Below are 25,936 nucleotides of genomic sequence, written 5' to 3'. Positions count from 1 at the left end.
AATACGACGGCCACAAAAAAGGAGCCCCGAGAGGCTCCTTCTTGATCACGCGGTGTGCAATCAGTCGAACACGCCGAAGGTCATGTAGCTGAACCACGAACGGTCTTCATTGTTGCCCAGGGCCTGCGGTGCTTCTTCTTCGATCACGTCGCCATTGGCGTCATGCGGCTTGAGCTCCGAAGGAATGGCTTCCTTGGCGTCCTGGAACTGCTTCATCACGTCCTGGTTGGCGCGGGTTTCGCCCGGCGGCAACGGTGGGCGGGAACTGATCAGGCCCAGGGTGTATTTGCTCAGCCACGAACGGTTGTCCGCTTGCGCAACCCGCGGTACGAACTGGCCGTCATTCAGGCTTGGGGAGTCCGGGTAGTTGAGCTTCAAGGTTTCCAGGCTGGTGGCTGCCAATGCATCCAGGTGCAACGCCTGGTAAGCCTGGGTCATTACCGCCAGGCCATCACCCACGGAAGGGGTTTCCTGGAAGTTCTCTACCACGTAACGGCCACGGTTGGCGGCAGCTACATACGCCTGACGGGTCAGGTAGTAGTCGGCCACGTGGATCTCGTAGGACGCCAGCAGGTTGCGCAAGTAGATCATGCGCTGCTTGGCGTCCGGCGCGTAGCGGCTGTTGGGGTAGCGACTGGTGAGCTGGGCGAACTCGTTGTAGGAGTCGCGGGCAGCGCCAGGGTCACGCTTGGTCATGTCCAGCGGCAGGAAGCGCGCCAGCAGGCCAACGTCCTGGTCGAACGAGGTCAGGCCCTTCATGTAGTAGGCGTAGTCCACGTTCGGGTGCTGCGGATGCAGACGGATAAAACGCTCGGCGGCGGACTTGGCAGCTTCCGGCTCCGCGTTCTTGTAGTTGGCGTAGATCAGCTCGAGCTGTGCCTGGTCGGCGTAGCGCCCGAACGGATAGCGCGACTCCAGGGCCTTCAGCTTGGCTGTGGCACTGGTGTAGCTATTATTGTCCAAGTCTTTTTGAGCTAATTGATACAGCTCGACTTCGCTCAGGTTTTCGTCGACGACTTCCTTTGTTGACGAGCAAGCAGCAGTCATGGCGAGGATGGCGATCAGCAGCAGGTGTTTCACTTGCATGGCGGCTTGCGTCCCTATGACGGCCGCTGTCTTGGGCGGGGCCGTCCTGTTATGATGAGCGCCCCGTTGAAAGCCTCGGGGCAAAAGACGCCGTATTTAACCACAAGCGCGCAGCCGAAACCAAAGGCTGTGCCACGCCTAGTCTGAGCATGTCCGATAAAATTGAACTTCGCGCAGAGGTGCCGTCCGAATTGGGCGGCCAACGCCTCGATCAAGTCGCCGCACAATTATTCGCTGAGCACTCGCGCTCGCGCCTTTCCGCCTGGATCAAAGACGGCCGCCTGACTGTGGATGGAGCGGTTATCCGCCCGCGAGACATAGTCCATGGCGGTGCCATTCTTGAGCTGACTGCCGAGCAGGAAGCCCAGGGAGAATGGGTCGCCCAAGACATCGAGCTGGATATCGTCTATGAAGACGACGACATCCTGGTCATCAACAAACCCGCAGGCCTGGTGGTTCACCCGGCGGTCGGGCACGCTGATGGCACTTTGCTCAATGCCTTGTTGCACCACGTGCCGGACATCGTCAACGTGCCGCGCTGCGGCATCGTGCACCGCCTGGACAAGGACACCACCGGCTTGATGGTGGTGGCCAAGACCATTCAGGCGCAGACGCAGTTGGTCACACAATTGCAGGCCCGCAGTGTCAGCCGGATCTACGAATGCATCGTGATCGGCGTGGTGGTGGCGGGTGGCAAGATCAACGCCCCGATCGGCCGCCACGGCCAACAGCGCCAGCGTATGGCGGTGATGGAAGGCGGCAAGCCGGCCGTCAGCCACTACCGTGTGCTGGAGCGTTTCCGGTCCCACACGCATGTGCGGGTCAAGCTGGAAACCGGCCGTACGCACCAGATTCGCGTGCACATGGCGCATATCAACTTCCCGTTGGTCGGAGATCCGGCCTACGGCGGTCGCTTCCGCATTCCGCCAGCGGCCAGCCAGACCATGGTTGAATCGCTGAAAACTTTCCCGCGCCAGGCACTGCATGCACGCTTCCTGGAACTGGATCATCCGACGAGCGGTAAGCGGATGAGCTGGGAATCGCCTCTGCCAGACGATCTGGTCTGGTTGTTGTCGTTGCTCAAGCAGGATCGCGAGGCGTTTGTTGGATGAGTGACTGGCTGATTCCTGACTGGCCCGCGCCGTCGGGAGTCAAAGCCTGCGTTACCACCCGTGCGGGCGGTGTCAGTCTGGCGCCCTTCGACAGCCTTAACCTGGGTGATCATGTCGAGGACAGCCTTGAGGCTGTCCTTGAAAATCGCCGCCGTCTTACCGATGCTTTTACTATCCGGCCTGCCTGGTTACGCCAGGTTCACGGGATAACCGTGGTGGAGGCTGACCCTTCGCGTATCGCTGAAGCCGATGCCAGTTGGACCAGCACGCCCGGCATTGCCTGTACATCAATGACCGCAGACTGCCTGCCCGCGTTGTTCTGCAACCGTGCCGGTACCCGCGTAGCGGCTGCCCATGCCGGTTGGCGCGGGCTGGCGGCCGGTGTATTGGAAGCCGCCTTCGAAAGCTTGAATGCCGAACCCGATGACGTACTGGTCTGGCTTGGCCCGGCCATCGGCCCGCAAGCCTTTGAGGTCGGCCCCGAAGTGCGTGAAGCCTTCATGCAGCAACTGCCAGCCTCGGCCGAGGCCTTTGTACCCAGCCGTAATCCCGGCAAATACATGGCCGACATCTACCAACTGGCGCGCCTGCGCCTGGCCGCGCGCGGTGTCACTGCTGTATACGGTGGTGGTTTGTGCACCGTGACCGACCCACGCTTCTTTTCCTACCGTCGCAGCCCGCGCACCGGTCGGTTCGCCTCCCTTATCTGGCTTGAGCGCTAGACTCTCCTGACTTGGATCAATGCTGATCCACATCAACGATCAGCTGCTTGAATCTTCCAGAATCCACCCCATCTATAAGGGTATCTGGCAGGTTTCTTCATTCAGGATGTGTATTTCTAGCTCCGGCCTGCTCAAAAGGAAGGTGACTAATGCGTATTGATCGTTTAACCAGCAAGTTGCAGTTGGCACTCTCGGACTCCCAATCCCTGGCGGTCGGCCTCGACCATCCGGCGATTGAGCCTGCGCACTTGATGCAGGCGCTTCTCGAACAGCAAGGTGGTTCTATCAAGCCCTTGCTGATGCAGGTGGGCTTTGACGTCAACAGCCTGCGCAAGGAGTTGAGCAAAGAGCTCGACCAGCTGCCGAAAATCCAAAACCCTACCGGCGACGTGAACATGTCGCAGGACTTGGCGCGCCTGCTTAACCAGGCCGATCGCCTGGCCCAGCAGAAAGGTGACCAGTTCATCTCCAGCGAACTGGTGCTGCTCGCCGCGATGGACGACAACAGCAAGCTTGGCAAATTGTTGCTGGGCCAGGGCGTGAGCAAAAAAGCCCTGGAAAACGCCATCAACAACCTGCGTGGCGGCGAGGCGGTGAATGACCCCAATCATGAGGAGTCGCGACAGGCTCTGGACAAATACACCGTCGATCTGACCAAACGCGCCGAAGAAGGCAAGCTGGACCCGGTGATCGGTCGTGATGACGAAATTCGGCGCACCATCCAGGTGTTGCAACGCCGCACCAAGAACAACCCGGTGCTGATCGGTGAACCTGGCGTGGGTAAAACCGCGATTGCCGAAGGCTTGGCCCAGCGCATCATTAATGGTGAAGTGCCGGACGGCCTTAAAGGCAAGCGCCTGTTGTCCCTGGACATGGGGTCGCTGATCGCCGGTGCCAAGTTCCGTGGCGAGTTCGAAGAACGCCTCAAGTCGCTGCTTAATGAGCTGTCGAAGCAGGAAGGGCAGATCATTCTGTTTATCGATGAACTGCACACCATGGTTGGCGCCGGCAAAGGCGAAGGTTCGATGGATGCCGGCAATATGCTCAAGCCCGCCTTGGCGCGGGGTGAGTTGCATTGCGTTGGCGCGACCACGCTCAACGAGTATCGCCAGTACATTGAAAAGGACGCAGCCCTCGAGCGGCGCTTCCAGAAAGTATTGGTGGAAGAACCGAGCGAAGAAGACACCATCGCCATCCTGCGTGGCCTCAAGGAGCGTTATGAGGTGCACCACAAGGTGGCGATCACGGACGGCGCGATCATTGCGGCGGCCAAACTGAGCCATCGCTATATCACTGACCGTCAGTTGCCGGACAAGGCCATCGACCTGATCGACGAAGCGGCCAGCCGCATTCGCATGGAGATCGATTCCAAGCCGGAAGTGCTTGACCGTCTGGATCGGCGCCTGATTCAACTCAAAGTTGAATCTCAGGCCCTTAAGAAAGAAGAAGACGACGCAGCGAAGAAACGCCTGGAAAAACTTCAGGAAGAAATCCTGCGTCTGGAGCGCGAGTATTCGGACCTCGAAGAAATCTGGACCTCGGAAAAAGCTGAAGTGCAGGGTTCTGCGCAGATCCAGCAAAAGATCGAGCAGTCCCGCCAGGAGCTGGAAGCGGCACGCCGTAAAGGCGACCTGAACCGCATGGCCGAGTTGCAGTACGGGGTGATCCCGGACCTGGAGCGCAGCCTGCAAATGGTCGACCAGCACGGCAAGCCCGAGAACCAGCTGCTGCGCAGCAAGGTGACCGAGGAAGAAATTGCCGAAGTGGTCTCCAAGTGGACCGGCATTCCCGTGTCGAAAATGCTTGAAGGCGAGCGCGACAAGCTGCTGAAGATGGAAAGCCTGCTGCACCAGCGCGTCATTGGCCAGGAAGAGGCCGTGGTGGCAGTGTCCAACGCGGTACGGCGTTCGCGGGCCGGCTTGTCCGACCCGAACCGTCCGAGCGGCTCGTTCATGTTCCTCGGCCCAACCGGCGTGGGTAAAACCGAGCTGTGCAAGGCCTTGGCCGAGTTCCTCTTTGATACTGAAGAGGCCATGGTGCGGATCGATATGTCCGAATTCATGGAGAAACACTCGGTGGCGCGCTTGATCGGTGCTCCACCAGGCTATGTGGGCTATGAAGAAGGCGGTTACCTGACCGAAGCCGTGCGGCGCAAGCCTTACTCGGTGATCCTGCTGGATGAGGTCGAGAAGGCTCACCCGGATGTGTTCAACATCTTGCTGCAGGTGCTGGAAGATGGCCGCTTGACGGACAGCCACGGGCGTACGGTGGACTTCCGCAACACAGTAATCGTGATGACCTCCAACCTGGGCTCGGCGCAGATTCAGGAGCTGGTCGGTGATCGTGAGGCCCAGCGCGCGGCGGTGATGGATGCGCTGACCTCGCACTTCCGCCCGGAATTTATCAACCGGGTCGACGAAGTGGTGATCTTCGAGCCACTGGCGCGGGATCAGATCGCGGGTATTACCGAGATCCAGCTGGGCCGCCTGCGCAGCCGCCTGGCCGAGCGTGAGCTTGACCTGGAGCTGAGCAGCGAGGCGTTGGACAAGCTGATCGCGGTGGGTTACGACCCGGTGTATGGCGCACGGCCTTTGAAACGTGCGATTCAGCGCTGGATCGAAAACCCGTTGGCGCAGTTGATCCTGTCGGGCAGCTTCATGCCGGGGACCAGCGTGGCGGCCACGGTGGAGAACGACCAAATCGTCTTCCACTAAGCCCGGCCTGTAAGGCGATAAGAGGAGGCCCCGCATTGCGGGGCCTTTTTTTTCGATAGGGCGTTGAACTGTAAGGCAAAGGCTTGTAAAGTGCGCCCCGCAGCAACGTCAGCCCACGGGTTTCTTCTCCCCAAGAAGAAATCAGAAACAAGCGCAAATCATTGTCTTAAAAGCAATTTAAAGGGTTGACAGGGGTTTTTAAGATTGTAGAATAGCGCGCCTCAGAGACGTGAACGTAGCGATACGGACAAGCCGAAGAGAAGGTTGTAAAGCAGTAGAAGTTGTAAATTTGAAATATGTAGTTCCGTGATAGCTCAGTCGGTAGAGCAAATGACTGTTAATCATTGGGTCCCAGGTTCGAGTCCTGGTCACGGAGCCAATTTCAAAACCGGGGTATAGCGCAGTCCGGTAGCGCGCCTGCTTTGGGAGCAGGATGTCAGGAGTTCGAATCCCCTTACCCCGACCATTTTTGGGTCGTTAGCTCAGTTGGTAGAGCAGTTGGCTTTTAACCAATTGGTCGTAGGTTCGAATCCCACACGACCCACCATTTTTGAGACCAGTTAACACTGGAATCGAATCTTAAGATCAGAGGCCAAAAGCACTGATCGAAGAAGGCGACTGAAAGGTCGCCTTTTTTTTACCGGGGTATAGCGCAGTCCGGTAGCGCGCCTGCTTTGGGAGCAGGATGTCAGGAGTTCGAATCCCCTTACCCCGACCATATTAAAAATCCTCGTATCGAAAGATACGGGGATTTTTTTTGTGCGCGAAATTCCTGAATACTGCGCAAAAAAACGTGGGAGCTGGCTTGCCTGCGATAGCGGTGTGTCAGTCAATACATCTAATACTGAACCACCGCATTCGCGAGCAAGCCCGCTCCCACACTTAAAAGGTCCCATTCAGGGCCGAGTTGTTAATGCAATTTAAGGCGCGGCTCAGTCCCGCGCCCAATCTTGCTGCCCAGCATCAGCATTGCCGTGCGGAAGAACCCGTACAGCGCCATCTGGTGCATGCGGTAAAGCGACACATAGAACATTCGCGCCAGCCAGCCTTCGAGCATCACGCTGCCCGTCAGGTTGCCCATCAAGTTACCCACCGCCGAAAAACGCGACAGCGAGATCAATGAGCCGTAGTCGGTGTACTTGTAGGATGGCAGGTCCTTGCCTTCGATCCGCAGTTTCAGCGACTTGGCCAACAGTGAAGCCTGCTGGTGAGCGGCCTGGGCGCGTGGCGGCACATTGCGGTCGGTGCCCGGTTGCGGGCAGGCGGCGCAGTCGCCAAAGGCGAAGATGTTTTCGTCGCGGGTGGTTTGCAGCGTCGGCAGCACCTGCAATTGGTTGATGCGGTTGGTTTCCAGGCCGTCGATGTCCTTGAGGAAGCCCGGAGCACGAATGCCGGCAGCCCAGACCTTGAGGCTGGCAGGGATGACTTGGCCGCTGCTGGTGATCAGCGCGTCGGCTGTCACTTCGCTGACCGCCGAGTTGGTCAGCACGGTCACGCCGAGTTTCTCCAGGGTTTTATGCACAGGCCCGCCAATGCGCTCCGGCAACGCGGGCAATACCCTCGGGCCGGCTTCGATCAGGGTGATGTGCATGTTTTCCGGTTTGATGCGGTCCAGGCCATAGGCCGCCAGCTCATGGGCGGCGTTGTGCAACTCGGCGGCCAGCTCAACGCCCGTCGCACCGGCGCCGACGATGGCGACGCTGATGTTTTCTTCCACATCAGTCTGGCCCGCATGGGCACGCAGGTAGTGGTTGAGCAACTGTTGGTGGAAGCGCTCGGCCTGTTTACGGGTGTCGAGGAACAGGCAGTGCTGCGCCGCGCCTTCGGTGCCGAAATCGTTGGTGGTGCTGCCGACCGCAATCACCAGGCTGTCATAACCCAGCACGCGCGCGGGCACCAGCTCACGGCCTTCTTCATCGAGGGTCGCGGCCAGTTGGATTTTTTTCTGTTCACGGTCAAGCCCGCTCATGCGCCCCAGTTGGAACTCGAAGTGGTTCCATTTGGCCTGGGCGACATAATTGAGCTCGTCTTCCGAAGAATTCAGCGAACCGGCGGCCACTTCGTGCAGCAGCGGCTTCCAGATATGGGTGAGGTTGGCGTCCACCAGCGTGATGCTGGCGGTGCCGCGCTTGCCCAGAGTCTTACCCAGGCGGGTAGCCAACTCCAGGCCGCCGGCGCCGCCGCCGACGATAATAATACGATGGGTCATGGGGATATCTCGCAAGGCTAAAAGAAATCGGAGCAGTTACCCTCGCGAGCGCGATGCAGCTCATAGCGTCAGGTAACTCAAAAGGCGACTCAGCAGGCCGAGCCCGATCACCACCAACAGCACCACACCCAGGAGCAGCCACGGCCGGAAAGGCTTGCGCTCGACTCGGTTTTGGGAGAGTTGCAGGTACTCTTCGACATGCTGTTGGTCATCGGGGTTCAGGCGGCTGGTCATAAAGGCCTCGTCAGGTAGACGTTGCAAAAGGGCGCCACGTTACAGTCAGGAGGTTGGCGGGCTCGCCACAAGCGTAGCCGGTGCCCGCGTCACAGGCTGATGCCCACGTCGAATACTATGCTGCGCCCCAGGTTGTTGCGCAAGAAGTCCGGTGCGTCCGGGTGGGCAAAGAGCACGCGCGCAAAGGTCGGGCCTACCAGCGACAGCGAGCGCCAGCCCTGGCGCAGGTATTCGGTAGGCGGTGGGAAATGGCTGTTGAGGTCCAGCACTTCACGCTTGAGGCTGGTGAAGGCAATCAGGTCCAACTCGCCCAGGTCCATGCCGCGTTCTTTGTAGTTATGCGCCTTTTTGCGCAACGTCGGCGCCAGGCGCAGCAAGAACTCATGGGCTGGGATACGCCTTGGCTTGGCTTCGCGCCGCACCAACTGGCTCAAGGAAAACGCACTGCGCCGGCGCAGCAACTCATCGCGCCATTCGTCGTTCAGGCGCCGGCCTTCATCCAGCACGAAAAACACTTCGAAACTGGCGTCACGAAACAACACGTCCGGCGGCTCTTGCCCGGCGGGGTGAAACTCTTCGGCACGGTAGGGCACGTTCAAGCCTTGCAGCAGGCGCTGGCAGACCCAACGCTCACGCTCCCATTTGCGGGCATTGGACAGGAAAGCGTTGGCTTGTTCGGCTGCTACGGTGAGCAGGCGCAAATAATCTGAGTCATCCATAGGCGTAGCTTAGCGTTCAAATGATGACCGTAGGAAGTCCTGCTGTGGTTGCGCCGGGCGAAGGGCTTGCCCGGTAGTGATAACTTGATTAGTTGCATAAGCACCATTACGGAGCCTGAGTGCGCCTTAATGGTGCGGAAAGTTGGCCGATAAATATTAAAAGTTATTAGAACGTCTACGTTGGTTATAGGCATCCAGGGTGCGCCGGGTGTACACATAAGTGCGCAGGAACATGCCTAGGAAATATAAGTTGCATGGAGTAGAGTCCAAGCAGTGAATTTTTCTATGGATAGATAAAGAAGCGAGCCATGAAAACACCGCCCCTCAATGCTGTAAAAGCGTTCGAAGCCGTCTCCAGGCACCTGAGTGTAACTAAGGCCGCCGCCGAGTTATGCGTGACACAAGGGGCAACCAGCCAGCAAATCAAGAACCTGGAAAACTATGTGAACTGCCCGCTGTTCATCAGAGACGCCAAAGGGCTGACGCTGACCAAAGCCGGTCAGCGCCTGGCGGGCGTAGCCCAGAAAGCATTGGGCGAGCTGGCCGCTGTAGCAGAGGAAATCATCGGTACCCAAAGAACCACGCTGTCGATCTCTGCGCCGCCTTCGTTCGCAGTAAAGTGGCTTATTCCCAACCTGAATAAGTTTTATGAAACGCACACGGACCTCAATATCATTATTGATGCGTCCTGTGAGGTAAGAAGTTTTCGAAATGATGGCATTGATGCGTCAATCCGCTTCGGCAAAGGCGAGGATCTGTCGTTAAATAGTAAGGTGCTGGGCTGTTCAGATATCATCATAGTTGCCAGCCCCGCCTATATTCGAAATGCGCCTGCGATCAATGCGAGTGCCGACCTTTACGGGCATAAGTTGATCAGTTATGAGTCGAAAACCGAAAGTCACCGAAAACTGCATAAAAGCTGGCAGGGAGTATTCAGTGAACTGGGTTTGCTCCTCAGTCCGAGCAAGGCAAGTGTTGTTTTTACTGAAGGCCATATGGCGTTGACTGCCGCTATTCATGGTCAGGGCTTGGCGTTGATAGAGTCAATTTTGGTCGATCATGAGTTGCGCAGTGGCCAGTTGGAAAAGGTCTTGGATTCGAGTTTTTCAGGCGACAACTGCTACACGTTGTTCAAACCTGAGTACTCTCAGAAGACACAGGCTTTGCAGAAATTCGAAGACTGGTTAGTGGATTCGCTGGCCTGTTCGTTAAGCAGCGTATAACGTCAACTCAGGCGCGCCGACTCTTTTAACGCAGGCGCTTTCAGGCTGAGGGGTTTAGAAAAACTAATACCCGCTGAAGAAATACTCCATCGACTCTGTCCCAAGAGTCTCGTATTTTTAAGATCTGCCTGTGGAATACCAGGAAGATACGATAAGTCAACGACTTACCCTCCTCATCGTTTTCAAGTAATTGCGCGATGCCTGAGCTGGACTATTTTAGTTCCGGCGCGAGGCATTACGCTGTTTCTCTGGTACGCAGCGCAACTACCACGTAGCCCTTATAACCCGACTTCAATGACCCAGCGAAAGTAAAGGAGTGACACCGTGGCACAACGAGCAACCATTATCCTCTCTGAGGAAAATATCGGTGAAATTGCTGCAGCAGTCGGTCTCGACACTTTAATGGATGAAACGATCGTAAAGTTGCGTGATGCATTGGCTGTGTTCGGTAACGGTGAGGTTGAAATCCAGCCCCGCACCGGCTTTGTCTATGAAACGCCGGAAATGGGGTTAATTGAGTTCATGCCGGCTTACCGACGCGATAAGAACGTCGCACTCAAAGTCGTTGGCTACCATCCTGGCAATCCGTTTAATCGGGGTATGCCGACGGTCATGGCGACTAACTCCCTCTACGACGTCAGGGACGGCCACCTTATTGCTGTGGTCGATGGTGTATTTGCAACCGCCGTACGCACAGGCGCCTCTTCGGCGGTCGCGTCGAAATTGCTGGCTCATCCTGGCAGCAAAACCCTTGGGCTGATTGGCGCCGGTGCAATGGCCGTCACCCAGGCCCATGCCCTCAGTCGAATCTTTGACTTTGACACGGTGTTGGTCCACGACATCGATCCAGCGGTGGAAAGAACGTTCGCCAAGCGAGTCGCCGCCTTGGGCATTACGCCAACCATTGCTTCCAAGGAGAGGGTGCTGGCCGAGTCCGATATCATTTGCGTAGCAACCTCCATTGGTCTTGATGCAGGCCCGGTGCTTCACGCCGGTGGGATGAAACCCCACGTGCATATCAATGCGGTGGGCGCTGATACGCCACGTAAATATGAATTATCAACACAGTTACTCAAAAGTTCGTTCCTGGTTCCGGATTATCTGGAACAAGCGTTGAACGAGGGTGAATGCCAGCAATTGAGTGAAGACGAGCACGGTTGTATTGGCCCTGAGTTGCACAAAATCGTCAAAGCGCCGCAGGACTATATTGAATATCAGAGCAAGCTGACTATTTTCGACAGCACCGGTGTTTCACTGGCCGACCAGATCATGACCGAGGTCTTGATTGAGCAGGCGGAGAAACTGGGTCTGGGGCAGCGCATCCTGATTGAGGCGGGGTGTGATGACCCGATGAACCCTTATCTGTTCTCCAACTTCACGCATCGCCTTCATGTTGTTGAAAACACCGTTCAAGACCGCCCCATAAAGTCAGCATGAGTGAAAAGGACAGGCCATGACCAGCGTACCTTTAATCGACAGAAAAGCACTTTCCGTTGCCGTGTTCTTCGGGCTTCTCTCTGCGCTGATATGGGGCGCATGGCCTGTGCTTTCGCGTTTCGGCGTACAAAAAACCCTGTCGCCTTATGACATCGCAGCGCTGCGCTTCATGGTGGCCGGGTTGATCTTGCTTCCGTTCGTTTTAAAAAAAGGAACGGGAACGCTGGGCTTGCCAAAAACCCTGGTTCTGACACTGGGCCAGGGCATTCCCCACGTACTGTTGGGCATCATCGGATTGGCCTATGCCCCGGCGGGTCATGCCGGTGTGCTTATCCCCAGCGCGATGATTGCGGTTTCCACAGTTGGGGGATGGTTCTTGCTGCGTGACCGGCCGCAAAAGGCAGTGCTGATTGGCGTTGTGGTGGTGTTGGCAGGGGCCACTCTCTCGGGGTGGCGAAGCCTGACGGACAGTGGCGGGCAAGTCTGGCAGGGAGACCTGTTGTTCATTGGCGCTGGCGCATTGTGGGGTGTTTATACCCTGGCCTCGCGCGCATGGGATGTAGACGCCTTCCAGGCTACGGCGCTGGTATCCGTGGTTTCCATGCTGCTTTACCTGCCGCTGTATTTCGTTTGGGGAACCCCGGGTATTCTGGCCGCTCCTCTGTCCGAAATCGTATTTCAATCGCTGTTTCAGGGCGTGTTTGCCGCCATTCTGGGTTTGTTGTTCTACACGAAGGCGGTAACGATACTGGGCGCAACGCGTGGTTCGATCTTTGGTGGCCTGGTTCCTTGCATTGCCAGTGTGCTGGGTATCCTCGTCCTGTCGGAGGTCCCCAGCCCGATTGAGGTGGCTGGCGTGATACTGGCCAGCGGTGGAATGATTTATGTCTTCGGATTTCGGAAATGACGTGGGCAGGCATCACTCACTTTTTCGATTGAACGGCTTGAGCTCACCCGACATAACCTTTCGATAAAAGGTCCAGTAGTCCTTTTCGATGACTTCCATGTGCGAGCGGGAGCAATCATGCAAGACTTGGCAATGACCCATCGGCACACTGGCCAGGCTATGGTGGGCAGTGTGCAGGTTGTTTCCATTCGTATACCAGCGCGCAACCCATGAGGCTTCAATGCTTCTCGTGTTCCTGTTGAAATTCGGTTCGCTGTAGGCATCCAGGCCGAAATGTTCTGGCAGTTCTATCAGGTAGTGAGCCGGCTCAGCGATAAGCACCATCGGGATGAACCAGGCGACTATAAAGAACATTGAACCGGTCACTAGCGTAAAGGCGATGGCTGCTGAAAGAATAACAAAGTAAAGGCAATATTCCTGCCTGGCGTGTGTGCGCGCCTTGTTATCGTGTATGTCTTTCAGCGTAGTTCCCAGCAGACTCTTGATCATGAGGGCGCCCACGCGAATAAATCTGCCGGGATTGAGGGCGGCGCTTAATAGTTTAACTGGGCTGTTTATACCTTTTTCCGGGTAATTGAAAAACTCACTGTTAAGTGCCGTGCCAAGGTGTCGATGATGGCGGAGATGATGGTATTTATAGTGCGAAAAGGAATTGAGCATGAATAAGCCGCAAAAGAATCCCAGTATTCGATTAAGTCGTTGAGATTTAAAGGCGTGCCCATGCAAGAGTTCATGTTGAAGCTCTGTGAAGTGAGCATAGATTAATCCGAGCATGATGACGGTCAGGCCCTTTACGTACCACGACAAGTCAATAGTCCCGCTGTCGTCGAGTAGCAGCGCTGTCATCCCGAGTGAGATGATTAAAACGGCGTTGGCATAAATTATCGCTGTGCGTACGGGCGTCCTTTTCATCAGTTGTTTTTTGAGGTCAGTGTCCAGTTTTGGTGCGCCCCTATCAGCGGCAGAAACATTTTGCTTGGTCGTCAGCGAGTAAGAAGTTGTATTTGTCATCAATGCGCCCAGTACTAACAAGAAACTTGTTTTCCTGCTCCTTAGTTTGGTTTAAACAGCCCCAAGGTTTTATTTGAAGGCGGCAACGACTGCAATGCAGTAATGCTATAGCCAGTATTAGTTTCTCTATTGGCTGTTACCCTCGACGTGCTGTTCTCTATTCGCTTAGTCGGTTGGCAGCGGAGCCCTGCGCGGCGGAAGGTGTGGCGATGTAGACTGTCGCCTTATAGGGATTCCGGGAGTGAGGCTTGGTTATGCTCGATATCAATACCGTCGTGCCCATGAGCGGCACCAAAACTTTCAGGCTGCTGAAGCCGTGATCAGTGCCACAGTGCTAGCGCCGGAAACGCTCATCATCGGCTGGCTGTTGTACGCACCGTTGGTCATGTGGGCGATCCTGCGCGCGCCGTGGGTCGAGTTGTTTGCCGACCGGCGGCGCCAGCATTTGCTGTTCGGCACCGTGTTTGCGCTGTTTATGCTCTGGCTGGTACGGCGGGATTTCGACACGGGTGTGTCTTACCACTTTATCGGCATGACCGCCGTGACCCTGCTGCTGGATTGGCCCCTGGCTATCGTCGGTGGGTTAGCCGCGCAATTGGGCTTGGTGCTGCTGGGGCGCCAGGACCTGGCGGCGGTCGGGGTCAATGGTTTGCTGCTGATCGGCTTGCCAGTGCTGGTCACCGAGACCTGCGCGCTGCTGGTGGAGCGGGCGCAACCGCGGAACCCCTTTGTGTATATCTTCTGTTCCGGTTTTTTCGCCGCGGCGCTGTCGGCCCTGCTGTGCCTGCTGGCGGCGCTGGGCCTGCTGTGGTTTGACGGCCGTTTTGCCATGCCCGAGTGGCTGGAAGATTTCGTCGGTTACCTGTGGCTGATCATCTTCCCCGAGGCGTTTATCAACGGCATGGTCATTAGCGCGCTGGTGGTGTTCTGCCCGGAATGGCTGGAGACCTTCAACCGTACGCGCTACCTGTCGGCGCCGTGGAAGGATGACGATTCGCGGCGTTGATCCAGATCAAATCCCAGGCGGCCGCGCAGGCCCATGCTATGCGAAATTTTACTGAGCAGGGCGGGCACGGACTATGAGTGTGTACGAATGGGCGCGGCAAGAGTTGCGCAGAAGCCAGGACGCGGCACAGGAAATCGGCTTTGACCCAGGCCTTACCCTGCGCGCCATGCTCAGTGCGGTAGTGCAGCAGAGCAAGGGTGTGCGCAGTTTTGAAGACCTGGCCGACGAGCTGCAATACCTTGCAGAGAACCTCGACGACCAGCAGGAATACGCCTTTATGCGGCCTTAGTGGCGCGGCGGCAGGTCTTCAGAGAACAGCTCGTCCTCGGCATCGGGGCTCACCGGAATCTTGTGTTCTTCCGCGGCCCAGGCGCCGAGGTCGATGAGTTTGCAACGGTCCGAGCAGAACGGCCGGTTGAGGTTGTCTGTTTTCCATTCTACGGGTGCGCCGCAGGTTGGGCAGTCGACGGTCAAGGGTTGGCTCATGATCGGCCTCCACGCAAAGTAAGGTAAAAGTGGTGCAGTCGCTCGACCTCGCTGTGCAGCCAGGCGAGGTCCTTGTCGTTGACCAGCACGTCATCGGCATGGTTCAGGCGGTCTTCACGGCTGGACTGAGCCTTGAGGATCGCCTGCACCTGTTGTTCGCTGATGCCGTCGCGCTGCAGGGTACGCTGAATCTGCAGCGATTGCGGCACGTCGATCACCAGGATGCGCTGGGTCATGCTGTACTGGCCGGATTCGATCAGCAGCGGCGACACCAGGATCGCGTAAGGCGATTGGGCGCGCGCCAGATGGCTGCGAATTTCCTCGCCAATCAACGGGTGCAGCAAGGCTTCCAGCCAGCGACGTTCTTCGGGGACTTCAAAGATCAGCTTGCGCAGGGCCGCGCGGTCCAACTGGCCGTCCGCCTGTAACACGCCAGCACCAAAATGCTCGGCAATGCGTGCAAGTGCCGGCCGGCCGGGTTCGACCACCCAACGTGCGGCATGGTCGGCATCGACCAGGTCAATGCCCAGGTCGATAAAGTGCTGGGCGGCCGCGCTTTTGCCGCTGCCAATGCCGCCGGTGAGGCCTAGAATCCAGGGTGTTGCGACACAAGTGGTCATCTGAAACCGACAGACTGCAAATAGAAGTCGGTTATTTGACCACCCCAGAGCAATGCAATCCAGCCGGCAATTGCCAGGCACGGGCCAAATGGCATCGGCACCGATGCCTGGGACTTGCGCAAACGCATCAGGACAAGGCCCGCGAACACGCCCAGCAGCGACGCTATCAGCAGCGTCATCGGCAGGATCTGCCAACCGCCCCAGGCACCGAGCAGGGCCAGTAGCTTGAAGTCGCCATAACCCATGCCGTCCTTGCCGGTGATCACTTTGAACACCCAGAACACGCTCCACAGGCTGATATAGCCTATGACCGCCCCCCACAGCGCATCGGGCAGCGTCACCAACAAGTCGCCGCTATTGATGATCAGCCCCAGCCACAGCAGCGGCAACACCAGCACATCCGGCAGCAGTTGATGATCGACGTCGATCAGGCTCATCGCCAGCAGGCCCCAACTCAACAGCATCACTGCGCCAGCTTGCCAGCCGAAGCCGAAATGCCAGGCGACAGTGGCCGAGAGCAGCGCACAGGCCAGTTCGGTAAAGGGGTAGCGGGCGCTGATAGGCTCGCGGCAATGGGCGCAGCGCCCCTTGAGTGCCAGGTAGCTGAGTACCGGGATATTTTCCCAGGGGCGAATCGGCTGGCTGCAATGCGGACAGCACGAGTTGGGCTGCATCAGGTTGTAGGCCGGGCCGACAGGATCAGCTGGCAGACCGAGTATTTCCTGGGCCTGGGCGCGCCATTCGCGCATGAGCATCTTCGGCAGGCGCCATGCCAGCACGTTGAGAAAGCTGCCGACGATCAGGCCGAGCACCAATGCCATCCCGACAAAGACCCAGGGTTGTTCACTCAGCAGCAGGCTCAAAACGCCGACCCCAACTGGAACACCGGCAGGTACATCGCAATCACCAGTGCGCCGACAATGCCCCCCAACACCACCATGATCAGTGGCTCCATCAGGCTGGTGAGGTTATCGACCAGGTTCTCCACATCGGCTTCATAGTGGTTGGCGACTTTTTCCAGCATGCGGTCCAGGGTGCCCGACTCTTCACCGATGGCTGTCATCTGGATGGCCATGCCGGGGAACAACCCGCTGCGGGCCATGGACTGGTTCAACGGCGCACCTGTGGCTACATCGTGTCGCATATGTTCGATCGCCTTTCTGAACAATCCATTGCCTGCCGCGCCTGCCACGGAGTCCAGCGCCTGCACCAATGGCACGCCTGCGGCAAAGGTGGTCGAAAGTGTACGGGCGTAGCGGGCGATGGCTGAGCGCCTCAGCAGTGTGCCCGCCAGGGGCGCGCTCAACAAACCTGCATCCAGCCCGTCACGAAACCCCGGGTAAGACCGATAGGCATGGCGCAGCGCGGCTATTGCCATACCCAGCCCCAAGGCAAGCATCCACCAGGCGTGCTGCAGGAAGTTGGACAGCGCAATCACTAGCAAGGTAAAGCCTGGCAGTTGGCCGTTTACCCCGGCGAAGAGGTTCTGGAACTGCGGCACCACGTGGATAAGCAAAACCGCACTGACCCCGCAGGCGACCACGATCACGGCGATAGGGTAGGTCATGGCTTTTTTGATTCGCGCCTTGAGCTGCTGGCTTTTCTCCAGGTGAATCGCCACCCGCTCGAGCAATGTTTCCAGGGCGCCGGCCTGTTCGCCTGCGGCAATCAGGTTGCAATACAAGTCATCAAAGTGACGCGGTTGTTTGCGCAGCGCTGCTGCCAGGCTGTTTCCAGCGGCAATTTCCTGCTTCAGGCCTTTTATCAGTGCGCGCATCTGCCGGTTTTCGAAACCCTCGCAGATGATGTCGAACGCCTGTAGCAGCGCAATGCCTGCCTTTAACAGGGTGGCCAATTGGCGCGTAAACAGCGCGATGTCGGCGGGTTTTATCGGCGCGGCAAAATATGGCCGGTGCGAAGCCTTTTTGCGCACGCGACCGGGGCAAATCCCCTGCTGGCGCAGCTGTGCCTTGATCATTGCCAGGTTATGGCCGGTGGTTTGCCCGCACACCCGGCGGCCTTTGCGGTTGGTGCCTTCCCAGGCGTAGATCGTTGAAGCGTCATTCATGGCACAGGTCCGCACACAGGTCGTCGTAGATTTATAGCTTAGTCAGATGACGGATTCGGACCGCTCGTTGGCGCACGATAAAATGTCAGAATGTGCGTCTTACCCACAATTGGCCGCTCACGGATGAGTACACTGGCGCCGCTGCACACTGCGGGGCGCAGGACGCGCCTTGATAAGGTTTTTATTCTGGAGAGTGAATGTGATGCGTCAGAAAGGCTTTACCTTGATCGAGTTGTTGATCGTCGTGGCAATCATCGGCATTTTGGCCACCATCGGCCTGCCCATGTACACCAAGCACCAGGCCAAGGCCAAGTTCACAGCGGGGCTGGCTGAAATTGCAGCGTTGAAGGCTGGTTTTGAAGACACCCTTAACCAAGGCACCGTGCCGACCCTGGCGTTGATCGGTGGCACCAGCCCGACTGCCAACTGCGCGATTAGCTTAGCCGGCGATGTGGCCACGGGCGCCGGTTCCATCACCTGCGAAATCCTCGATGCGCCTGCGCCGGTACTGGGCAAGACCATCACCCTGACGCGCAGCGCCACAAAGGGTTGGGCGTGTGCCACCACCGCCGAGGCGCAGTACGTCGCCAAGGGTTGCGGCGCTGACGGGGCGTAATGCCTGCCGGGCGGTCAGCGAGTTTGTTGCTGCCTGCCCAATGCGGTGCTAGCTTTAGCCCACCGCCCGTGTAGCTCAGTTGGTAGAGCAGCGCACTCGTAACGCGAAGGTCGCAGGTTCGACTCCTGTCTCGGGCACAAGGCAACACTGTTTCAACGGCGACACTGTTTCAAAGGCAACGTTTTCAGATGATCCCAGAATGGTTCTGAAGGCCAGACGAGGCGGCATTCATGCCCACTCTTTTGTATCTGCGCAACCTTGATGACCCAGATGCATCCCCATTCCATGATCTAAGAGAACAACATGACCACACAAGAAATGACCCAGGAACAGCGGCACGAAGCAGCCCTCAAAAAATACGTCGCGGATTCGCCGGAATTGCTGGACGAGATCAAGGACCTGAGCGCCGATGATCAAAAGGACCAGATCCAGTGGGCATTCGAGGATGAGGCTGATGCCCAGGGCCTGCAGCCGTGGGAACTGAGCCTTAAGTACACCTCGACGCCGCAAGAGTTTGAAGCGGCGCGCCTGGCCTTGCACAAGGAGGCCGCCGAGGTGCTGGGCGTTGACTGGAACGAGTATTGCGGGATGAATAATCTCGCGATCTGAGCGCGAAATTGAAGGAGCGAGCAAGCTCGCTCCTTTTCCCAGGATGTTGCTTGCTCAGAGGCTCAGGCGCATCGACAAATCCACCGCCTTCACATCCTTGGTCATCGCACCGATGGAGATGTAATCCACCCCGGTCTGCGCGATAGGCAGCAGGGTGGTTTCATTGATCCCGCCGCTCGCTTCCAGCTTGGCCTTGCCGGCATTCAGGCGCACGGCCTCGCGCATGTCATCCAGGCTCAACTCGTCGAGCATGATGATATCGGCGCCCGCCGCCAGTGCTTCGCGCAGTTCTTCCAGGCTTTCCACTTCGATTTCCACCGGCTTGCCCGGTGCAATCTTGTGGGCGGCGGTAATCGCTTCGGCAATCCCGCCACAGGCGGCGATATGGTTTTCCTTGATCAGGAACGCGTCATACAAACCAATGCGATGGTTGTGACAACCGCCGCACGTCACTGCGTACTTCTGCGCCAGGCGCAGGCCCGGCAGGGTTTTGCGGGTGTCCAGCAGCTTGACCTGGGTGCTGGCGACAAAGTCCGCCAGGGACTGCGCGCGCGTGGCGACGCCCGACAACATCTGCAGAAAATTCAGCGCACAGCGTTCGCCGCTCAGCAGTGAGCGTGCCGGGCCTTCCAGGTGGAACAGCACTTGATTGGGGCTCACACGCTCACCGTCGGCCACCTGCCAATGCACCGCAACCCGTGGATCGAGCTGGCGGAACACCGCGTCCACCCAGGCGGTGCCAGCGATAACGGCGGCATCGCGGGTAATGATGGTGGCCTTGGCCAGCCGTTCGGCCGGGATCAGTTGCGCAGTGATGTCGCCACTGCCGATGTCTTCCAGCAGTGCGCGGCGCACGTTGGCTTCGATTTCGGCGGTGAGGTCGGCAAGACGGAGATTCGGCATAACAGGCTCCACAAACAAAGTGCCTCGATTATAGGGGCAGCGCGCCGCTGAACCCATACTCGCCACTCATTTACAGCGCATTGGCAGAGTTCGCTGGCGCAACAACCCCCATTTGCAAGATAATCTCGCGCCTTGCAATTGGCGTCATAGCTTTGACGTCCTGGAGATGACCGGTGTTTGCAGCCCGATAGGGCCTGTCGCCGATTTTTCGCCAATTCAACACCGCCGTTTCAGGAGGCCAGGATGCACATTGACGGAAAGGTGGTGCCCATCAATCGGGCACAGGCCACGCCATCGCCGCTCGCGCGCCTGCCGGTGGTGTTGCTGCAAGTTCGCGACAAGGCTGCGCAGCAGTTGCAACAAGGTTTGCAGGAGCTGTTCGATAACGCAGACGACACCCTGTTCGAAATGGCCGACAAGGCCCGCAGCAACGTTGATCATCATATTTTCTTTGAGGCCATGCGTGACCTGCGCCTCAAGCGCAAGAATTTCGAGCGCGTGTTCATGGAGCAATTGTTCGCCGCGTTTGTCGACCTGGGCCAGGCCGAACGCGGTGAATTGCAGCTGGTGCCGGTGGTGTCCTATGAGGCGGCGCCGGGCACGTCCAGAGATGCGCTGGAAAAAGCCGTCGCGCTGGAAGCCATGCTCGGCCGCGTTCGACATCGCGATGGCCTGGCGCTGGGGCAATTGACCGCGCGCCTGGGTGCGTTGCTCGGCAACCCCCTGGATGAGCGCGATAATCCACTGGGCCCGGCACTGCTGTGCGAATTCTTCCTGCGCGCGGGGCGCAGCCTGGGGGTGGAAATTCGCGTCAAGCTGATCATGCTCAAGCTGTTCGAGAAGTATGTGCTCAGTGACGCCGACCAACTGTACGCCGAGGCCAACCAACTGTTGGTCGCTACGGGCGTTTTGCCGCAGCTCAAGGCCGTGCCGTCACGCCGCCCAGGTGGACGTGAGGCTCGCGAGCAACAGCGCGAGGGCAGTGTGCAGGCCGTGGATCAGCCCTTGGATGAAAACGGCCAGCAAGCCTTCGCCGCGTTGCAGAAGTTGCTCGCTGCCGTGCGTGGCAGCGTCGCGCCCACGCTGGAGGCCTGCGCCGAACCCCTGCCCATCGCCACCCGCGATTTGCTGCGCCTGCTCTCCCACCTGCAGCAATACGTGCCGGAGCCCGAGGCCGAAGACGACTTCGACCTGCGTAACCAGCTTGAGCAATTGTTGACCCGCGTGAGCGTCAAGAGCGGCAAATCCCGTGTGGTGGAAGATGCCGATGAGGATGTGATCAACCTGGTCGCCCTGTTGTTCGAGTTCATTCTTACGGATCACAGCGTGCCTGACGTATTCAAGGCCTTGATCGCACGCTTGCAGATTCCGCTGTTGAAAGTGGCGGTGCTGGACAAGAGTTTTTTCAGCCGCGCCAGCCACCCGGCGCGACGTCTGCTCAATGAAATCGCCAGCGCCGCCCTGACATGGAGCCCGCGCGATGACTATCAGCGTGACAGCCTGTACCTGCGCACTGAGCAGGTGGTGCAACGGCTGTTGAATGAGTTCGTCGAAGACCTGGCGATTTTCCCCCAGGTGCTGGCGCAGTTCAGCGCCTTCACCGCCGACGAGCGCCAGCGCAGCGAATTGCTCGAACAACACACCTGCGAGGCCGAAGAAGGCCGGGTGCGCACAGACGCGGCGCGTCAGCGGGTGGCCGAGGTGCTCAATCGACGCCTGGTGGGCCGCGTGTTGCCGCAGACCGTGGTGCAGTTTGTTCAGCAGGCCTGGAGCCAGGTGCTGTTGCTGGCCAGCCTGAAGCAGGGTGAGCAGTCAGTGCAGTGGCAGGCGGCCGTGTGCACCCTGGACGAATTGATCTGGAGCGTCAGCCTGCAAAAAGACACCGAGGCCGGCCGGCACTTGCTCGAACAACTGCCCGGCCTGCTCAAAGCCTTGCGTGATGGGTTGACCAGCGCAGCGTTCGACCCTTTCAGCACCCGCGAGTTTTTTGTGCGTTTGCAGGCCATGCACCTGCAGTCGTTCGAAGGCGAGGGCCTGGACACGCTGATCGAGGTGCGTGAGCCGTTTTCACTCAGTAGCGACGTGCCTGACGCCATCCCGAGACTGCCCAGTGATGATCCGGAATTGCTCAAGGCCCAGCAGTTGCGTATTGGCAACTGGTTTGAGTTCCAGCAAGACGACGGCAGCCGGCTGCGTTGCAAGCTGAAGGCCATCATGGCGCCGGCCAACCGCTATATTTTTGTCAGCCGCACGGGGCTCAAAGCGCTGGAGAAAAGTGCCGGCCAATTGGCCTTGGCCCTCAAGCAGGGCGCGCTGCGCAGCCTCGATGAGGGGCTGCTGTTCGACCGCGCGCTGACGTCGGTGATTGGCACGCTGCGCCAACTCAATCGCGGCAAGTGATCGCAACCTCAGGGCTGAACGCGGCATACTGGTAACACCTCGTCTTATTCAAGGAACCCGTATGCAGTTGGACCCCACCAGCGGTTGGTGCCAGGGCATCCGTCATTGCCCGTCGCCCAACTTCAACGAGCGCCCCGCCGGCGAGATCTCACTGTTGGTGGTGCATAACATCAGCCTGCCACCTGGGCAGTTTGCCACTGGCAAGGTGCATGAGTTTTTCCAGAATCGGCTGGATGTCACGGAACATCCCTACTTTGAAAGCATTGCCAGCCTACGGGTGTCTGCGCATTTTCTGATTGAGCGCGACGGCTCGGTGACACAGTTTGTCTCCTGTCTGGACCGTGCCTGGCATGCCGGAGTGTCCAGCTTCGAGGGGCGCGAAGTGTGCAATGACTTTTCCCTTGGGATCGAGCTGGAAGGCACAGACGAGCTACCGTTTACCGATGCCCAATATGGGGCGCTGATCGACCTGACCCGGCAACTGTTGGCGGCCTACCCAGGTATTACCTCTCAGCGTATTTGCGGCCACAGTGATATCGCCCCGGCGCGCAAGACTGACCCGGGCCCGGCTTTTGATTGGACGCGCTTTCGCAGCGCCCTGCAGGATGGAGGACACGCACGATGAGTTTCCTGGTGTTGGTGCTGGCGGTGTGGATCGAGAAGTTTTCGGCCCTGCGTCGGCGGTTGCAACGTGATGGCGGATGGCTGCGCGAGCTGGCCAAGCTGGAGTCGAGCCCACGCCTGGGCAAGCAGCCTTGGCTGATCCTGGTACTGCTGGTGTTGTTGCCGGTGGCCTTGCTGGGGTTGTTGCTGTTGGTGCTGGAACCCGTGGCTTATGGCCTGTTGGCACTGCCGGTGCATTTGCTGGTGGTGATCTACAGCCTGGGGCGCGGCGACTTGCTGGGCGAGCTTGGGCCGTTTCGCGACGCCTGGCGGCGCGGTGACCTGCAAGCTGCCGAGCACGTGGCCGAGCGTGACCTGAAGGTGGCCGCCGACAGTGGCGAGCAACTGCTGGAGCGGGTTCAAGGCCATTTGCTGTGGCAGGCCTACCAAAGCTTTTTTGCGGTGATTTTCTGGTATTTCCTGCTGGGCCCGGTTGCGGCCCTGGCTTATCGCCTGTTGGCATTGGCCAGCGAGAACAGCCAGAACCCGCTGGTCGCCGAACGCGCCGGGCAATTGCGTCACGCCTTTGATTGGCTGCCGGTGCGCCTGCTGGCGGCCAGCTTTGCCCTGGTGGGTAACTTTGTCGCAGTCAGCCGTGTGATGCTGCATGAGCTGTTGAGCTGGGACATCAGCGCCGCCCAACTGATGGAAAAAGTCGGCCTGGTGGCGGCTGAGATTCCACCGCCGGTGGTGGGGGCCGATGGCATCAACAGTTTGGATCGGCTGTGGGAACTGCTGCTGCGAGCCGCGGTGCTGTGGTATGCCGGGTTCGCGATCTGGACGGTGTTGCCTTAGCCCGAACCGCCAACCTGTGGGAGCTGGCTTGTCGAATCGTCGCACTGCTGCGATGGCATCACCTCGGTATGACTGAGAACCGAGCTGCCTGCATCGCGGGCAAGCCCGGCTCCCACACAAACCAGCTCCCACATTGGGTCTGCGGTGAATTTCCCAGCTGTTAACCTTACGTTACAAAACTCCCTTTCAAATTGAGCTATACAGTCAGAGCGCCAAATAGTGGCTTTCTGCCGCCGCCCTGCGCCTCAATAAAAATAAGAAAGGGAGATCACCTGTGAAGCGCTTGCTCTATCCCGCTGTCGCCCTGATGAACCGCCTGAGTTTCGGCATGAAATTCAGCCTGATCAGCGTGCTGTTCCTGCTGCCGATGCTGGCGACCAACTACTTTCTGGTGCGCGATTCCTGGGCGCAATTCCAGGGTACCCGCATTGAACTGCAAAGCCTCGACTTGCTCGGCAGCAGCCTGGCGCTGCGGCGCGATCTGGAAACCCTGAACAATCAGGTGCAAATCAACGCGGTGCTGGGGCAATCAGGCAAGGCGGGGGATCTTGAAGGCAAGATCAGCGCTCTGGAGCAGAGTGTGTTGAGCCGCTTGCAAAGCCTCAACGCCATGACCGCCGACCCCGAGCAAGCCAGCGCCTTCGAGGGCAAGCGCGACGAGTTGATCAGCGCATTCAAGGCCCAGCAGCAGGAAACCTCGCTGCTGAGCAAAAGCGCACTGATCGGCAAACTCCTCAACAAGGCGCAAATGTTGAGCCAGATCATCGCCAGCCAGTCCGGCTTGAGCCGTGACCCTCAGACTGATTTGCGTCAGCTCAGTGAGCTGCTCACCAGCGTCACCGCGCAAGTCACTCAAACCCTGGGCGAGGGGCGGGCCATGGGCGCGTACTCCTTGGGCCAAGGCTTTCTCAACTCATCCTCCAGCACGCGCTTTGATGAGCTGTTGCAACAGTTGGAAAAACTCCAGGCTGAATACGCCTTGAAGTTGCAGGATGCACTGGGCGCCAGCACTGCCGCGCACACGGCGCTCGACAGCCAGGCCCAGGCCAGCGGCGCCAGCCTCAAGCAAGGTAGCGAGTTGTTTGAAGAGCAGGTCGTCATGGCGCAAACCCTCGACGCCCCATGGCAGGGGTTCTACGATGATGTCAGCCAGTTGATGGCCCAGACCTACCAGCTCAATGAAGCCACGCTGACCTTCCTTGAGCAGCAACTGCAGCAGCGCCTGGCGCAAAACCGCACGCATATGGTGGTACTGGTATGCGCCCTGGTGGCGGTGTTCCTGCTGATCTTCTATTTGTATGCCGGCTTCTATGCCTCCACCCGCACCACCTTGCGTCGCCTGGGGGCGATGATGGACAAGGTGGCGGCCGGCGACATGACCGTCACGTTTGTGGCCCAAAGTCGCGATGAACTGGGCGACCTGGGCCAAGTGTTCAATGGCACGGTGGCCAAGATCCACGACCTGATCGAGCGTGTTGGGCATACCGTCAGCCAGGTCGAGCTGCAAGCCGGCCAGGTGCAGGCCGTCTCTTCACAAAGCAATCAGGCGGTGTCCGGCCAGCGCAGCCAGATCGAACAGGTAGCCACGGCAATGAACCAGATGTCTTCCACGGCCCAGGAAGTGGCACGCAGCGCGGCAGCGGCGGTCAGCAGCGCCCATAGTGTCAACGACGAAACCGTTACCGGGCGTGGCCTGGTGCAATCCCAGCAGGGCAGCATTGCGCGCCTGGCGTCGGAGATTGATGAATCGGTACGGGTGATCAATCAACTGGCCACCGACAGCCAGTCCATCAGCAGCGTGCTGGAAGTGATCAAAAGCATCGCCGAACAAACCAACCTGCTGGCGCTCAATGCGGCAATCGAGGCGGCGCGTGCCGGTGAGCAAGGGCGTGGTTTTGCGGTGGTGGCCGATGAGGTGCGCACCCTGGCCCGACGTACCCAGCATTCCACCGAAGAAATCGAACAGATGATCAGCCGTTTGCACAGCGGAGTGGGCGCGGCGGTGAAGGCCATGGGCACCAGCCATACCATGGCCAATGGCACCGTGGCCCAGTCGGAAAAGGTCCAGCAGGCCCTGGAAAATATCCTCGGCGCCGTGGGCATGATCGTCGACCAGAACCAGCAGATCGCCGCCGCCGTAGAGCAGCAAACCGCCGTCGCTCACGATATCGACCAGAACATCGTCGAAATCAATCGAGCCGGCGAACATGCGGCCCAGGGTGCGCAGCAGACCGAAGCCGCCAGCCGGCAGTTGTCGTTGCAGGTCATTGAGCTGAAGCACTTGATTGGGGCGTTTCGCGTGTAAGACCTACGCGTAGGAATAGGCTTGATGGTTTGTGGTGCCGGTCCTGATTTTTTGCTGTGCCTGTTTTGAGGCTGTGGTTGGGTGAGAATTT

The 25,936-nt window shown here is 58.5% G+C and carries 24 protein-coding genes, 5 tRNA genes and 1 pseudogene; 20 read left to right on the top strand and 10 right to left on the bottom strand.

Annotation, left to right across the window (positions count from 1 at the left end; translation table 11 throughout):
- Positions 1-60: 60 nt before the first annotated feature.
- Positions 61-1,086: an outer membrane protein assembly factor BamD gene (locus FFI16_RS22635; RefSeq protein WP_138816896.1), complete on the bottom strand. Its 1,026-nt coding sequence runs from the start codon at positions 1,084-1,086 to the stop codon at positions 61-63.
- Positions 1,087-1,235: 149 nt separating this feature from the next.
- Here FFI16_RS22635 and rluD point away from each other — a divergent pair, with 149 nt between their 5' ends.
- From rluD to FFI16_RS22600, 7 genes are all read left to right on the top strand, one after another.
- Complete coding sequence (rluD, locus tag FFI16_RS22630; RefSeq protein ID WP_017137596.1) at positions 1,236-2,198, top strand: 23S rRNA pseudouridine(1911/1915/1917) synthase RluD; 963 nt, start codon at positions 1,236-1,238, stop codon at positions 2,196-2,198.
- On the top strand, positions 2,195-2,920 hold the full coding sequence (gene pgeF, locus FFI16_RS22625) for a peptidoglycan editing factor PgeF (RefSeq protein WP_138816895.1): 726 nt from the start codon (positions 2,195-2,197) through the stop codon (positions 2,918-2,920). Before rluD ends, pgeF begins: the two co-directional genes overlap by 4 nt.
- Positions 2,921-3,069: 149 nt before the next feature.
- Positions 3,070-5,634: an ATP-dependent chaperone ClpB gene (clpB, locus tag FFI16_RS22620; protein ID WP_138816894.1), complete on the top strand. Its 2,565-nt coding sequence runs from the start codon at positions 3,070-3,072 to the stop codon at positions 5,632-5,634.
- 303 nt (positions 5,635-5,937) lie between these two features.
- Positions 5,938-6,013, top strand: a tRNA-Asn gene (locus FFI16_RS22615).
- Positions 6,014-6,023: 10 nt separating this feature from the next.
- A tRNA-Pro gene (locus FFI16_RS22610) sits at positions 6,024-6,100 on the top strand.
- 5 nt (positions 6,101-6,105) lie between these two features.
- Positions 6,106-6,181, top strand: a tRNA-Lys gene (locus FFI16_RS22605).
- A gap of 94 nt (positions 6,182-6,275) precedes the next feature.
- Positions 6,276-6,352: transfer RNA gene (locus FFI16_RS22600), tRNA-Pro, on the top strand.
- A 192-nt stretch (positions 6,353-6,544) separates the two neighbouring features.
- On the opposite strand, the gene FFI16_RS22595 is transcribed toward FFI16_RS22600, so the two are convergent.
- The 3 genes from FFI16_RS22595 to FFI16_RS22585 form a co-directional block, all read right to left on the bottom strand.
- On the bottom strand, positions 6,545-7,843 hold the full coding sequence (locus FFI16_RS22595) for an NAD(P)/FAD-dependent oxidoreductase (protein WP_138816893.1): 1,299 nt from the start codon (positions 7,841-7,843) through the stop codon (positions 6,545-6,547).
- Between the two features lie 60 nt (positions 7,844-7,903).
- On the bottom strand, positions 7,904-8,077 hold the full coding sequence (locus FFI16_RS22590) for a DUF3094 family protein (RefSeq protein ID WP_017134503.1): 174 nt from the start codon (positions 8,075-8,077) through the stop codon (positions 7,904-7,906).
- An 89-nt stretch (positions 8,078-8,166) separates the two neighbouring features.
- A complete protein-coding gene (locus tag FFI16_RS22585) occupies positions 8,167-8,796 on the bottom strand; it encodes a DUF1780 domain-containing protein (protein WP_053254334.1) in 630 nt (209 codons plus the stop codon).
- Positions 8,797-9,104: 308 nt separating this feature from the next.
- Between FFI16_RS22585 and FFI16_RS22580 the strand changes: the two genes are divergently transcribed.
- From FFI16_RS22580 to FFI16_RS22570, 3 genes are all read left to right on the top strand, one after another.
- Positions 9,105-10,019, top strand: a complete 915-nt coding sequence (locus tag FFI16_RS22580; protein WP_138816892.1) for a LysR substrate-binding domain-containing protein — start codon at positions 9,105-9,107, stop codon at positions 10,017-10,019.
- Between the two features lie 324 nt (positions 10,020-10,343).
- On the top strand, positions 10,344-11,456 hold the full coding sequence (locus tag FFI16_RS22575) for an ornithine cyclodeaminase family protein (RefSeq protein WP_138816891.1): 1,113 nt from the start codon (positions 10,344-10,346) through the stop codon (positions 11,454-11,456).
- Positions 11,457-11,472: 16 nt separating this feature from the next.
- The gene (locus FFI16_RS22570) at positions 11,473-12,363 is read left to right on the top strand and encodes a DMT family transporter (protein ID WP_138816890.1); all 891 of its coding nucleotides are present in this window, start codon (positions 11,473-11,475) and stop codon (positions 12,361-12,363) included.
- A 12-nt stretch (positions 12,364-12,375) separates the two neighbouring features.
- Here the strand turns inward: FFI16_RS22570 and FFI16_RS22565 are convergent, their stop codons facing one another.
- Positions 12,376-13,395: a fatty acid desaturase gene (locus FFI16_RS22565; protein WP_138816889.1), complete on the bottom strand. Its 1,020-nt coding sequence runs from the start codon at positions 13,393-13,395 to the stop codon at positions 12,376-12,378.
- 295 nt (positions 13,396-13,690) lie between these two features.
- Between FFI16_RS22565 and FFI16_RS22560 the strand changes: the two genes are divergently transcribed.
- A complete protein-coding gene (locus tag FFI16_RS22560; RefSeq protein ID WP_138816888.1) occupies positions 13,691-14,380 on the top strand; it encodes an energy-coupling factor ABC transporter permease in 690 nt (229 codons plus the stop codon).
- A gap of 73 nt (positions 14,381-14,453) precedes the next feature.
- The gene (locus tag FFI16_RS22555; RefSeq protein ID WP_003171680.1) at positions 14,454-14,669 is read left to right on the top strand and encodes a hypothetical protein; all 216 of its coding nucleotides are present in this window, start codon (positions 14,454-14,456) and stop codon (positions 14,667-14,669) included.
- Here FFI16_RS22555 and yacG read toward each other — a convergent pair.
- From yacG to FFI16_RS22535, 4 genes are read right to left on the bottom strand one after another with little or no spacing between them, the layout of a single operon-like run.
- Positions 14,666-14,866, bottom strand: a complete 201-nt coding sequence (gene yacG, locus FFI16_RS22550) for a DNA gyrase inhibitor YacG (RefSeq protein ID WP_138816887.1) — start codon at positions 14,864-14,866, stop codon at positions 14,666-14,668. The two genes, FFI16_RS22555 and yacG, sit on opposite strands and share 4 nt — an antisense overlap.
- On the bottom strand, positions 14,863-15,486 hold the full coding sequence (gene coaE / locus FFI16_RS22545) for a dephospho-CoA kinase (protein WP_017134508.1): 624 nt from the start codon (positions 15,484-15,486) through the stop codon (positions 14,863-14,865). The genes yacG and coaE overlap by 4 nt, the downstream gene beginning before the upstream one ends.
- The gene (locus FFI16_RS22540; RefSeq protein ID WP_138816886.1) at positions 15,483-16,349 is read right to left on the bottom strand and encodes an A24 family peptidase; all 867 of its coding nucleotides are present in this window, start codon (positions 16,347-16,349) and stop codon (positions 15,483-15,485) included. Before FFI16_RS22540 ends, coaE begins: the two co-directional genes overlap by 4 nt.
- On the bottom strand, positions 16,346-17,554 hold the full coding sequence (locus FFI16_RS22535) for a type II secretion system F family protein (RefSeq protein WP_138816885.1): 1,209 nt from the start codon (positions 17,552-17,554) through the stop codon (positions 16,346-16,348). The genes FFI16_RS22540 and FFI16_RS22535 overlap by 4 nt, the downstream gene beginning before the upstream one ends.
- Positions 17,555-17,756: 202 nt before the next feature.
- Between FFI16_RS22535 and FFI16_RS22530 the strand changes: the two genes are divergently transcribed.
- The 3 genes from FFI16_RS22530 to FFI16_RS22520 all read left to right on the top strand — a co-directional run bounded on the left by FFI16_RS22530 (position 17,757) and on the right by FFI16_RS22520 (position 18,779).
- Positions 17,757-18,170, top strand: coding sequence for a pilin (locus tag FFI16_RS22530; RefSeq protein WP_138817447.1), 414 nt, complete (start codon positions 17,757-17,759; stop codon positions 18,168-18,170).
- A gap of 64 nt (positions 18,171-18,234) precedes the next feature.
- Positions 18,235-18,307 (top strand) — tRNA-Thr (locus FFI16_RS22525).
- Between the two features lie 166 nt (positions 18,308-18,473).
- Complete coding sequence (locus FFI16_RS22520; RefSeq protein ID WP_138816884.1) at positions 18,474-18,779, top strand: DUF6388 family protein; 306 nt, start codon at positions 18,474-18,476, stop codon at positions 18,777-18,779.
- 54 nt (positions 18,780-18,833) lie between these two features.
- Here the strand turns inward: FFI16_RS22520 and nadC are convergent, their stop codons facing one another.
- Entirely contained in the window at positions 18,834-19,682 is an 849-nt protein-coding gene (gene nadC, locus FFI16_RS22515) for a carboxylating nicotinate-nucleotide diphosphorylase (protein WP_138816883.1), read from the bottom strand.
- A 243-nt stretch (positions 19,683-19,925) separates the two neighbouring features.
- On the opposite strand from nadC, the gene FFI16_RS22510 reads away from it, so the two are divergent.
- The 5 genes and pseudogenes from FFI16_RS22510 to FFI16_RS30945 all read left to right on the top strand — a co-directional run bounded on the left by FFI16_RS22510 (position 19,926) and on the right by FFI16_RS30945 (position 25,845).
- The gene (locus FFI16_RS22510; RefSeq protein ID WP_138816882.1) at positions 19,926-22,082 is read left to right on the top strand and encodes a DUF1631 domain-containing protein; all 2,157 of its coding nucleotides are present in this window, start codon (positions 19,926-19,928) and stop codon (positions 22,080-22,082) included.
- A gap of 61 nt (positions 22,083-22,143) precedes the next feature.
- Positions 22,144-22,707, top strand: coding sequence for a 1,6-anhydro-N-acetylmuramyl-L-alanine amidase AmpD (gene ampD, locus FFI16_RS22505; RefSeq protein WP_138816881.1), 564 nt, complete (start codon positions 22,144-22,146; stop codon positions 22,705-22,707).
- The gene (ampE, locus tag FFI16_RS22500; RefSeq protein ID WP_138816880.1) at positions 22,704-23,540 is read left to right on the top strand and encodes a regulatory signaling modulator protein AmpE; all 837 of its coding nucleotides are present in this window, start codon (positions 22,704-22,706) and stop codon (positions 23,538-23,540) included. The genes ampD and ampE overlap by 4 nt, the downstream gene beginning before the upstream one ends.
- A 307-nt stretch (positions 23,541-23,847) precedes the next feature.
- Positions 23,848-24,987: pseudogene (locus tag FFI16_RS30950) on the top strand (HAMP domain-containing protein); the annotation flags it as partial.
- Between the two features lie 144 nt (positions 24,988-25,131).
- Positions 25,132-25,845: a methyl-accepting chemotaxis protein gene (locus FFI16_RS30945; RefSeq protein ID WP_371923632.1), complete on the top strand. Its 714-nt coding sequence runs from the start codon at positions 25,132-25,134 to the stop codon at positions 25,843-25,845.
- Positions 25,846-25,936 lie beyond the last annotated feature (91 nt).

The sequence above is a fragment of the Pseudomonas sp. KBS0710 genome (assembly GCF_005938045.2).
Classification (GTDB): domain Bacteria; phylum Pseudomonadota; class Gammaproteobacteria; order Pseudomonadales; family Pseudomonadaceae; genus Aquipseudomonas.
Note: the sequence above shows the minus strand (reverse complement) of the source record. Positions and strands in the feature narration are given on the sequence as shown.

Excerpts from the sequence above, each read along its gene's own strand:
- FFI16_RS22635 (WP_138816896.1), bottom strand. The coding sequence starts at position 1,086 with ATGCAAGTGAAACACCTGCTGCTGATCGCCATCCTCGCCATGACTGCT.
- rluD (WP_017137596.1), top strand. The coding sequence starts at position 1,236 with ATGTCCGATAAAATTGAACTTCGCGCAGAGGTGCCGTCCGAATTGGGC.
- pgeF (WP_138816895.1), top strand. The coding sequence starts at position 2,195 with ATGAGTGACTGGCTGATTCCTGACTGGCCCGCGCCGTCGGGAGTCAAA.
- clpB (WP_138816894.1), top strand. The coding sequence starts at position 3,070 with ATGCGTATTGATCGTTTAACCAGCAAGTTGCAGTTGGCACTCTCGGAC.
- FFI16_RS22595 (WP_138816893.1), bottom strand. The coding sequence starts at position 7,843 with ATGACCCATCGTATTATTATCGTCGGCGGCGGCGCCGGCGGCCTGGAG.
- FFI16_RS22590 (WP_017134503.1), bottom strand. The coding sequence starts at position 8,077 with ATGACCAGCCGCCTGAACCCCGATGACCAACAGCATGTCGAAGAGTAC.
- FFI16_RS22585 (WP_053254334.1), bottom strand. The coding sequence starts at position 8,796 with ATGGATGACTCAGATTATTTGCGCCTGCTCACCGTAGCAGCCGAACAA.
- FFI16_RS22580 (WP_138816892.1), top strand. The coding sequence starts at position 9,105 with ATGAAAACACCGCCCCTCAATGCTGTAAAAGCGTTCGAAGCCGTCTCC.
- FFI16_RS22570 (WP_138816890.1), top strand. The coding sequence starts at position 11,473 with ATGACCAGCGTACCTTTAATCGACAGAAAAGCACTTTCCGTTGCCGTG.
- FFI16_RS22555 (WP_003171680.1), top strand. The coding sequence starts at position 14,454 with ATGAGTGTGTACGAATGGGCGCGGCAAGAGTTGCGCAGAAGCCAGGAC.
- yacG (WP_138816887.1), bottom strand. The coding sequence starts at position 14,866 with ATGAGCCAACCCTTGACCGTCGACTGCCCAACCTGCGGCGCACCCGTA.
- coaE (WP_017134508.1), bottom strand. The coding sequence starts at position 15,486 with ATGACCACTTGTGTCGCAACACCCTGGATTCTAGGCCTCACCGGCGGC.
- FFI16_RS22535 (WP_138816885.1), bottom strand. The coding sequence starts at position 17,554 with ATGAATGACGCTTCAACGATCTACGCCTGGGAAGGCACCAACCGCAAA.
- FFI16_RS22530 (WP_138817447.1), top strand. The coding sequence starts at position 17,757 with ATGCGTCAGAAAGGCTTTACCTTGATCGAGTTGTTGATCGTCGTGGCA.
- FFI16_RS22520 (WP_138816884.1), top strand. The coding sequence starts at position 18,474 with ATGACCACACAAGAAATGACCCAGGAACAGCGGCACGAAGCAGCCCTC.
- nadC (WP_138816883.1), bottom strand. The coding sequence starts at position 19,682 with ATGCCGAATCTCCGTCTTGCCGACCTCACCGCCGAAATCGAAGCCAAC.
- FFI16_RS22510 (WP_138816882.1), top strand. The coding sequence starts at position 19,926 with ATGCACATTGACGGAAAGGTGGTGCCCATCAATCGGGCACAGGCCACG.
- ampD (WP_138816881.1), top strand. The coding sequence starts at position 22,144 with ATGCAGTTGGACCCCACCAGCGGTTGGTGCCAGGGCATCCGTCATTGC.
- ampE (WP_138816880.1), top strand. The coding sequence starts at position 22,704 with ATGAGTTTCCTGGTGTTGGTGCTGGCGGTGTGGATCGAGAAGTTTTCG.
- FFI16_RS30945 (WP_371923632.1), top strand. The coding sequence starts at position 25,132 with ATGAACCAGATGTCTTCCACGGCCCAGGAAGTGGCACGCAGCGCGGCA.